At 42.2% G+C, this 8,784-nt stretch carries 9 protein-coding genes and 1 pseudogene; 8 read left to right on the forward strand and 2 right to left on the reverse strand.

What is annotated here, in order from left to right:
* Positions 1-164: 164 nt before the first annotated feature.
* Positions 165-1,694 (reverse strand): YifB family Mg chelatase-like AAA ATPase, encoded by a 1,530-nt coding sequence (locus ACM0OP_RS22990; RefSeq protein ID WP_414530732.1) that lies wholly within the window; start codon positions 1,692-1,694, stop codon positions 165-167.
* 168 nt (positions 1,695-1,862) lie between these two features.
* On the opposite strand from ACM0OP_RS22990, the gene ACM0OP_RS22995 reads away from it, so the two are divergent.
* The 7 genes and pseudogenes from ACM0OP_RS22995 to recR form a co-directional block, all read left to right on the forward strand.
* Positions 1,863-2,426: a Uma2 family endonuclease gene (locus tag ACM0OP_RS22995; RefSeq protein WP_414530733.1), complete on the forward strand. Its 564-nt coding sequence runs from the start codon at positions 1,863-1,865 to the stop codon at positions 2,424-2,426.
* Between the two features lie 64 nt (positions 2,427-2,490).
* Complete coding sequence (locus ACM0OP_RS23000) at positions 2,491-2,841, forward strand: histidine triad nucleotide-binding protein (protein ID WP_414530734.1); 351 nt, start codon at positions 2,491-2,493, stop codon at positions 2,839-2,841.
* Positions 2,842-3,014: 173 nt separating this feature from the next.
* The gene (gene psbA, locus ACM0OP_RS23005) at positions 3,015-4,097 is read left to right on the forward strand and encodes a photosystem II q(b) protein (RefSeq protein ID WP_414526391.1); all 1,083 of its coding nucleotides are present in this window, start codon (positions 3,015-3,017) and stop codon (positions 4,095-4,097) included.
* Between the two features lie 141 nt (positions 4,098-4,238).
* A complete protein-coding gene (locus ACM0OP_RS23010; protein ID WP_414530735.1) occupies positions 4,239-4,418 on the forward strand; it encodes a hypothetical protein in 180 nt (59 codons plus the stop codon).
* An 8-nt stretch (positions 4,419-4,426) separates the two neighbouring features.
* Entirely contained in the window at positions 4,427-4,870 is a 444-nt protein-coding gene (locus ACM0OP_RS23015) for a CPBP family glutamic-type intramembrane protease (protein ID WP_414530736.1), read from the forward strand.
* A gap of 64 nt (positions 4,871-4,934) precedes the next feature.
* A complete protein-coding gene (locus ACM0OP_RS23020; RefSeq protein ID WP_414530737.1) occupies positions 4,935-5,480 on the forward strand; it encodes a hypothetical protein in 546 nt (181 codons plus the stop codon).
* Positions 5,481-5,519: 39 nt separating this feature from the next.
* Positions 5,520-6,116, forward strand: a pseudogene (gene recR, locus ACM0OP_RS23025) (recombination mediator RecR); the annotation flags it as partial.
* A gap of 277 nt (positions 6,117-6,393) precedes the next feature.
* Here the strand turns inward: recR and ACM0OP_RS23030 are convergent.
* Complete coding sequence (locus tag ACM0OP_RS23030; RefSeq protein WP_414530738.1) at positions 6,394-6,531, reverse strand: hypothetical protein; 138 nt, start codon at positions 6,529-6,531, stop codon at positions 6,394-6,396.
* Positions 6,532-7,241: 710 nt separating this feature from the next.
* On the opposite strand from ACM0OP_RS23030, the gene ACM0OP_RS23035 reads away from it, so the two are divergent.
* On the forward strand, positions 7,242-8,784 hold a 1,543-nt coding region (locus ACM0OP_RS23035), incomplete at its 3' end, for a CIA30 family protein (protein WP_414530739.1).

The raw sequence follows: 8,784 nt of genomic DNA on the forward strand, positions 1-8,784 counted from the left end.
CAATCCTCTCCTAGAATCCCACTGTCAATAGGGTTTGAGACGCGCTAACCCTGAAGATACTGACCGCGCAGAAGCATTGATTCAGTTAGCTGAAATTCGCCAAGTTGATTTAGAAGTGCTGATGAATGAGTTCTTACGATAAATCACTTAAACACTGTCCTATATTATTGCATCCTATCGATTGTGCGGTATTGAATCGCTTCAGCTATATGATGGGCTTTTAATTCATCTTCCCCTGCTAAATCTGCAATAGTCCGCCCAACTTTGAGAATGCGATCGCTCGCCCTTGCAGATAGCCCTAATTTTCTAATTGCTGCTTCTAATAAATTGCGGCTAGTATCATCTAACTTGCACCATTTCTGAAGATGATGGCTTTGCATTTGAGCATTGCAACGCAGATTTGGTTCTCCTTGAAAACGTTTAACGGCGCGATCACGTGCCTTTGTAACTCTCTCTAAAACTGAAGTGGAAGCTTCTCCTGTGGGTTGTTGGGTGATTTCCTCTGGTTTTAAACGATTGACTGCAACTTGTAAATCAATCCGATCCATCAAAGGCCCTGAAAGCTTCGCCCAATAATTCTCCCGTTGTCTGGGTGAACAGGTGCATGGTTGAATAGTATCGCCATAGTAACCGCAAGGACAGGGATTTGTGCTGGCGACTAAGGTAAACTGCGCTGGAAACATTACAGATTGTCTGGTGCGGGAAATGGTCACATAACCATCTTCTAAAGGTTGGCGGAGAAATTCTAAAACATCGCGTTTAAACTCGGTTAACTCATCGAGAAAAAGAATACCTTGATGGGATAAAGATATCTCCCCAGGACGGGGAAAGCTACCACCACCAACTAGAGAAGGGCCTGATGCAGAATGGTGAGGACTGCGAAAAGGGCGATCGCGCACCAATGAACCCCGATTTTTCAATAATCCCGCTACCGAATGAATCCGAGTTACTTCTAAAGATTCCGCAAACTCCAAAGGAGGTAAAATCCCCGGTAAACGTCTGGCTAACATCGTTTTCCCACTACCAGGCGGCCCCACAAAGATTAAATTATGACCGCCAGCAGCCGCAATTTCCAAAGCCCGACGAGCATGAGCCTGTCCCTTAACATCTTTTAAGTCTGCACCAGGATAAGCCGTTTGAGGTAAGGGTTGTGAATTATCTGGCTGTACAGGTTTGTAACGCCCTGGATTATTCAATAAATCCACCACATCAGCAATATTTTTGCAACCATAAACCGCCAATCCTTCTACAACTGAAGCCTCTTGAGCATTATCTACCGGCACGACTAAACCTGCAATCCCCATTTTTTGGGCTGTAGCCGCAATAGGTAAAACCCCAGCCACAGGACGTAAACTACCATCCAGAGAAACTTCACCTAAAAACAGATAATCTCCCAACAAATCAGGGCTAACTTGTTCAGAAGCGGCCAAAATCCCGACACTAATCGGTAAATCGAAACAAGGCCCTTCCTTGCGTAAATCAGCCGGAGTCAGGTTAATCACAATTTTCCGCATAGGGAAAGCAAAACCAGCATTTTTTAAAGTAGCTTTAACTCTCTCCTTCGATTCTTGCACCGCCGAATCTGGAAGACCCAACACCACAATTCCTGGTAATCCCCCTGAAATATCGACCTCAACACCGACTTTCACGGCATCGATACCCACAATAGATGCACTCCAGACTCTAGCAAGCATTTATTTTTACCACTAACCCTTTAAAATCTCTACCAGATGAGTAGCTAAATTGGCATGGGTGAAACCACAGAGACAATTACCTCTCTGCGACTCTGCGCCTCTGCGCGACACAAATCCATATTTCTTTCTTATAGCTAAAATAATAATTCCTAGAGATGCAGGTGAATTATGGTTCAAACCCCCACCAAACCCTTAACCCTAGAAGAATTTCTCCAACAACCGGAAACTAAACCGGCTAGCGAATTTATAGACGGTCAGATTATTCAAAAACCTATGCCCCAAGGAAAACACAGCACCCTTCAAGTGGATCTTGGTGCGGATATCAATCTAACGCTGAAGCCCCAGCATATCGCCCGTGCTTATTCAGAACTACGCTGTACATTTGGGGGTAGATCCATTGTTCCTGACATCGCAGTTTTTACATGGGAACACATCCCCCGCGACGATAACGGTAAAGTATCCAACACCTTCGCCATCGCACCAGACTGGACAATTGAAATCCTTTCCCCTGACCAAAGTCAAACCAAAGTCGTCCGTAACATTCTTCACTGTCTCAACCACGGGACTCAGATGGGCTGGTTGATTGATCCAGAAGAAGAAGTGGTATTTGTGTATTTTGCTAATCGCACCCTTGCAGTTTTTGAACTAGAAAGCGATCGCTTACCTGTCCCACCCTTTGCAGAGTCCTTCAATCTGACTGTGGGTAAACTTTTCAGTTGGTTAACAGAATAGCATAATCGAAAAATAATGCCAGGCGATCGCCTAAAATCTTTAACAGATGATTAGGTAAATCGGCATGAGTGAAACCACAGAGACGATTTTTAGCAAAATTATTCGCCGGGAAATTCCAGTAAACATTGTTTATGAAGATGACCTAGCCTTAGCATTCACAGATATTAACCCCCAAGCCCCAGTTCATATCCTCGTCATTCCCAAAAAACCCATAGTTAAATTAGCTGATGCTGAATCTCAAGACCAAGCTCTTTTAGGACATCTGTTATTAACCGCCCAACGCGTAGCCGCCGAAGCTGGATTAGAAAACGGTTATCGCGTTGTCATCAACAATGGTGCTGATGGCGGTCAAACAGTCTACCATTTACATTTACATATCCTGGGAGGACGGCAACTGGACTGGCCTCCTGGTTGATTAAACCCCAATGAATCGTGTCTTGAGATGCGATTCATAATTAAAACTAATTACTTGCATAAGTAAAAAATTATTAAAATTGCTTTACAAAACAAAACTTATCCTCTAAGGTAGTATTCAAGTAGGCAAGTTTACCTACTTAATTCGTAAACACGAAAAGCAATTATAAAAACATGACCACAACCTTACAACAGCGTCAAAGCGCTAACGTATGGGATCGCTTCTGCGAGTGGATCACCAGCACCGACAACCGCATTTACATCGGTTGGTTCGGCGTTCTCATGATCCCCACCCTACTAGCTGCTACAACTTGCTTCATCATCGCTTTCGTTGCTGCACCCCCAGTAGACATCGATGGTATCCGCGAACCTGTAGCTGGTTCTTTAATCTACGGAAACAACATCATCTCCGGTGCAGTTGTTCCTTCCTCCAACGCTATCGGCTTGCACTTCTACCCCATTTGGGAAGCAGCTTCCTTAGATGAGTGGTTGTACAACGGCGGTCCTTACCAACTGGTAATTTTCCACTTCTTGATCGGTTGCGCTTGCTACCTTGGTCGTCAGTGGGAACTATCTTACCGCTTGGGTATGCGTCCTTGGATCTGTGTAGCTTACTCTGCGCCTTTGGCATCTGCTACAGCAGTATTCTTGATCTACCCAATTGGTCAAGGTTCCTTCTCTGACGGTATGCCTTTGGGTATCTCCGGAACCTTCAACTTCATGATCGTGTTCCAAGCAGAACACAACATCTTGATGCACCCCTTCCATATGTTGGGTGTAGCTGGTGTCTTCGGTGGTTCTTTGTTCTCCGCAATGCACGGTTCCTTGGTGACATCTTCCTTGGTACGTGAAACAACCGAAACTGAATCACTCAACTACGGTTACAAGTTCGGACAAGAAGAAGAAACCTACAACATCGTAGCTGCACACGGTTACTTTGGTCGTTTAATCTTCCAATACGCTTCCTTCAACAACAGCCGTTCACTTCACTTCTTCCTAGCTGCTTGGCCTGTAATTGGTATCTGGTTTACCGCTTTGGGTATCAGCACAATGGCGTTCAACTTGAACGGTTTCAACTTCAACCAATCAGTAATTGATTCTCAAGGTCGGGTTATTGCTACCTGGGCTGACGTAATCAACCGCGCTAACTTGGGTATGGAAGTAATGCACGAGCGTAACGCTCACAACTTCCCCCTAGATTTGGCTGCTGCTGATGTTGCTCCTGTTGCTTTAACAGCACCTGCTATCAACGGCTAATCTCAAAGTTTAGCTGAATAAAAAGCGCCTCTCAGAAATGGGGGGCGTTTTTTCATGTATATTTGTGAAGATTTTTTTAACCACAGAGGACGCAGAGAACACAGAGTTGAGAGAAGCATTAAGAATGGAGAAACTTCATATATGAGAGTTGATGTTGACTCAAAAATTCCCCATGATACCTGGTTTTCATTCAAAGTTCTGGGTATTTTACTCTTTGCTTCGATCTTCGCTTCGATGGGAACTATTCTTTACGGTTTGATTATTGCTCATCAGGTTGTTTCTTTACCTGAAGTTTTATTGTTTGCAGGTCTGTTAACTTAACGGCTATTGTGACTGCACCTTTAGCTGTATTGGGATTGTGGTCACGAAGTAGACAAGGTTTAGAAGTTTCTAGTTTGGCAAAACTTTTAATAAAAGATGGTTTGCTGATTAACACTCTGTTATTAGCTGTTGCTTTCGGCTGTTTTTGTGGGTTTTTCGTTGTTTTCTCGGATAAAGCGTTTTATTCTTTTCTTCCTACTGAATACAGAGATATAGAATTACCCGGTTCTCTACCGGGGTTCCTTGCTGCCTTTGGCGCAGGGATTAATGAAGAAATTTGGTTCCGGTTAGGTATGATGACTGGGTTAATGACATTTGGATGCTGGCTGCTGAAACAAGATCAAGCAAGTACAGTATTATTTTGGAGTACTAATGTAATTTCGGCTTTGTTGTTTGGTGTAGCGCATTTACCTCAATTTGCACTTATGAACGGAAACGAATTCAAGCTATAATTCATTTTCAAAATAGTAACATTAATTAATTTTTCTCAGAGACATCATGAACAAGAGACATTTCGTGTCCATAGCCGTTGTGAGTGCAGTAGGAATTCTGTCTTACTCCTTAGTAGCATTGGCGGATGAAGTTACCTGCCGCAATACATTAGGGTCTGTAACAGTTGATAACTTACGCGTGCCTGATGGTGCTACGTGTATTCTCTCTGGTACAAGAGTTAAGGGTAATATTAAGGTTGAGTCTAATGCAACCCTGAGAGCAACCAAGGTAAACGTAATTGGTAATATTCAGGCTGAGAATGCCAAAAATGTAGTTGTTGATTCTAACTCAGCCATTGGTGGTAATATCCAAATTAAAAAATCAGGATCGGCAAGTATTACAAATTCACAAATCAAGCAAGATTTACAATTTGATGAAAATAAGAATCAGTTAGTTGCTAATGCTAATACAATTGGTGGCAACTTACAGGCTTTTAAGAACACCGGAGGGTTGACTATTAATAATAATAGAATTGATGGTAATCTCCAATGTAAGGAAAATCGTCCGGTGCCAACGGGAGGAAAGAACATTGTCAAAGGTAATAAAGAGGATCAATGCTCCCGGTTCTAGTAGACTGAGTTAAGATGAGAAAAATATGGAGATAAGACTACGGTTTACGCACGTCCTTTAGCACGGTTAATTGAGCAGTTGCAGCGCTTACCAGGGGTTGGTCCTAAGTCAGCCCAACGCCTAGCTCTGCACATTTTAAAGCGCCCAGAAGCAGAAATAGAAGCTTTAGCACAAGCCTTAATTGATGCCAAAAAGCAGATAGGCTTGTGTTCTGTTTGCTTTCACTTATCTGCTGATCCTGTTTGTGAAATTTGTCGCAATCCCAACCGTGACAACACCTCTATTTGTGTGGTTGCGGATTCTCGTGATCTAATTGCACTGGAAAAAACCCGCGAATATAAAGGTAAGTATCACGTTTTAGGTGGCGTGATTTCCCCTATGGATGGTATTGGACCAGAACAGCTAACTATTTCTGCTTTGGTGCGGCGGGTAAGTCAACAAAAAACCCAAGAAGTAATTATGGCAATTAGTCCGACTATAGAAGGGGAGACAACAACCCTGTATATCGGTCAGCTACTGAAACCATTTACTAAGGTGACGCGAATTGCCTTTGGTTTACCTGTGGGTGGCGATTTGGAGTATGCCGATGAAGTGACGCTGGCAAGGGCTTTGGAAGGTCGCAGAGAGTTGGATTAAGTTTTACTAGGAATCTTGCTAGGGATACAGAAAAACCCCTTGAATTGATGTCATGAGGCGATGTCTTTGGTGGCGATCGCCAGTCAAATCGCTTGCCCATATTTACTCCTGAGTCGAGTTTTGAGTAGCATTACAGTGATTTACCTGTGGATGTGTTGAATTTCCACTAATGCTGTAGTGCGAGCAAAATTCAAGAGTGGAATGTCACCAAGATTTGTTGACGGCGAATACCAGTAGCCAATATCTGTTAACACAGAGCATTGCACTAGGTTCTAATTTAGCGTTCTCCTGTTTTTTCAATGGTTTCAATCACGGCTAAACCAATTCCAGAAGCTGCTATGAGCATGACTGCTGATAGTAAGTAGACATTGGCAAACATCCGGAGGGCATCTTCAAAAAACATATAGGTGGTCATTGCTTCACCTCTGCAATTGTGTATTACGAGTGTTATTTATTTCTCCACATCCTCATGTAATCATTCCCGTGGAAAAACACCTCGCATTAGCATCTTAACAAAACTTTAGCTAAACAATGAGACTACGCGCAATTTTTTTTTGAAGATTAGATGAATATCAGCCAAGTTCAGTCACAGAAAATACTGAAAATTGTTTAATGTATCGATTATTGTGTAAATCTTCTAAGTAAATACTTTTATGTTAAACGTTATCTTAAGAACATACAACAATTAAATATTATGGAATTCTCAAATTTAGAAATATTTAGGAAACTTGTGGAAATATCGACTCTATAGATAAAAAAACCAGCCAATACATTCAGAGAATATACTGAATATATTACTAGTGAGGTGCATCTAACTTCAGATATATTTTTTTTAAGTTGAATTATTTCTTAAAAAATTATCACATCAAATCTTCCACCAGGAAAATCCAAGTTATGGAACTATCCACATAAAAAGAGGCTACCTGGGTATGCAACCCTAAATTGAGTTTGAAAATCAAGCAAATATAATGTTAAGACGCAAAGTACACAAAGTAAAGATGGGAGGAAGGTATTTTGGCGTAATCTGATGAAGAAATTGGAGCAGGTCTATAAAAAATAGGGGTGAGGTGCTAATAATGCTTCCGTTATCATGGAGGTAACAGAAAAAATTATGAGGACGCGATTGTGAGTGACAAAAATCGTTCTCAATGGGACTTAGGCAGGTTTATCGACACCTTAACCTATTTCGAGGTGTTTCCTTTGTTTAACTGGGTACAGCAGTTAATTCAAGGTCGTCCTCAAGGTAATCAAAATCTACCCAATGGAGGAGAAAATGTGGGTGTAATATTAGTGGCGGGTGCAACAGGTGGTGTGGGTAAACGAGTTGTCCGAAAATTGCAAGCACGAGGTGATAAAGTTCGCGCCCTGGTACGAGATATCGACAAAGCACGGTCAATTCTGGGTGATGATGTTGACTTAGTAGTTGCGGATATTACCAAGGCTGAAACTTTAAACTCTCTGGTTATGGCTAATATCCAAGCCGTAGTTTGTTGCACAGCAGTACGTGTTCAACCTGTGGAGGGGGACACACCGGATAGGGCTAAATATAACCAAGGTATAAAATTTTATATGCCGGAAATTGTGGGGGATACTCCCGAAAATGTGGAATATCAAGGTGTGAAAAACTTGGTAGAAGCTGCGGCGAAATATTTACCTCCAGCTAATGAAAAATTAATATTTGATTTTACTCATCCCTCGGCTGAATTAAAAAATGTTTGGGGTGCGGTGGATGATGTGGTTATGGGTGGTGTGAGCGCTAGTAACCTGCAATTATTAGAAACTTCGGCTGTGTTTGCTGGTAATGTTTCTACGGCTAATTCTGGCGGGTTTGCTTCTGTGAGAACTAAAAATTTTGAACCTGCTGTTAATTTGTCGGGTTATGAAGGTGTAGAAATTCGTGTCAAAGGTGACGGTCAGCGTTACAAACTATTTTTACGGACAGAAACGAAATGGGATGGCGTGGGTTACAGCTATTCTTTTGACACTATCGATAATACTTGGATCAATGTTTGCATTCCTTTTAAAGATTTAGTGCCGGTCTTTCGTGCTAAGGTGGTGCGAGATTGTCCGCCTATTGATGCTGGTCAAGTTTCATCGTTTCAACTGATGTTGAGTAAGTTTGAATATGATGGGGCTTTAAATCCTCAGTTTTCACCGGGGAATTTTGCTTTACAAATAGAATCAATTAAGGCTTATGGTGGCGAAACTTTTCCCCAGTTTGTGCTTGTAAGTTCGGCGGGGGTAACTCGTCCCGGAAGACCAGGAATTAATTTAGATGAAGAACCGCCAGCTGTGAGATTAAATGACCAGTTGGGAGGAATTTTAACATGGAAGTTAAAAGGTGAGGATAGTTTAAGAGCCAGTGGGATTCCTTATACGATTATTCGACCTTGTGCTTTAACTGAGGAAGCGGGGGGTAAGGAGTTAATCTTTGAGCAAGGTGATAATATTAGGGGCAAAATTAGCCGTGATGATGTGGCAGAACTTTGTGTGCGATCGCTACAACAATCAAATGCCAGTAAGATAACTTTAGAAGTGAAAGCACAGGAAAAGATTGCTCATTATATCAATTGGCAGCAGCTTTTTCATAATTTACAGCCAGATGGGGGGAGTGTGGGAAGTGTGGGGAGTGTGGGAAGTGTGGGGAGTGTGGGAAGTGTGGGAAGTG

The sequence above is a fragment of the Nodularia chucula CCY0103 genome (assembly GCF_963923915.1).
Lineage (GTDB): Bacteria > Cyanobacteriota > Cyanobacteriia > Cyanobacteriales > Nostocaceae > Nodularia > Nodularia chucula.

Excerpts from the sequence above, each read along its gene's own strand:
- ACM0OP_RS22990 (WP_414530732.1), bottom strand. The coding sequence starts at position 1,694 with ATGCTTGCTAGAGTCTGGAGTGCATCTATTGTGGGTATCGATGCCGTG.
- ACM0OP_RS23010 (WP_414530735.1), top strand. The coding sequence starts at position 4,239 with ATGAGAGTTGATGTTGACTCAAAAATTCCCCATGATACCTGGTTTTCA.
- psbA (WP_414526391.1), top strand. The coding sequence starts at position 3,015 with ATGACCACAACCTTACAACAGCGTCAAAGCGCTAACGTATGGGATCGC.
- ACM0OP_RS23000 (WP_414530734.1), top strand. The coding sequence starts at position 2,491 with ATGAGTGAAACCACAGAGACGATTTTTAGCAAAATTATTCGCCGGGAA.
- ACM0OP_RS22995 (WP_414530733.1), top strand. The coding sequence starts at position 1,863 with ATGGTTCAAACCCCCACCAAACCCTTAACCCTAGAAGAATTTCTCCAA.
- ACM0OP_RS23030 (WP_414530738.1), bottom strand. The coding sequence starts at position 6,531 with ATGACCACCTATATGTTTTTTGAAGATGCCCTCCGGATGTTTGCCAAT.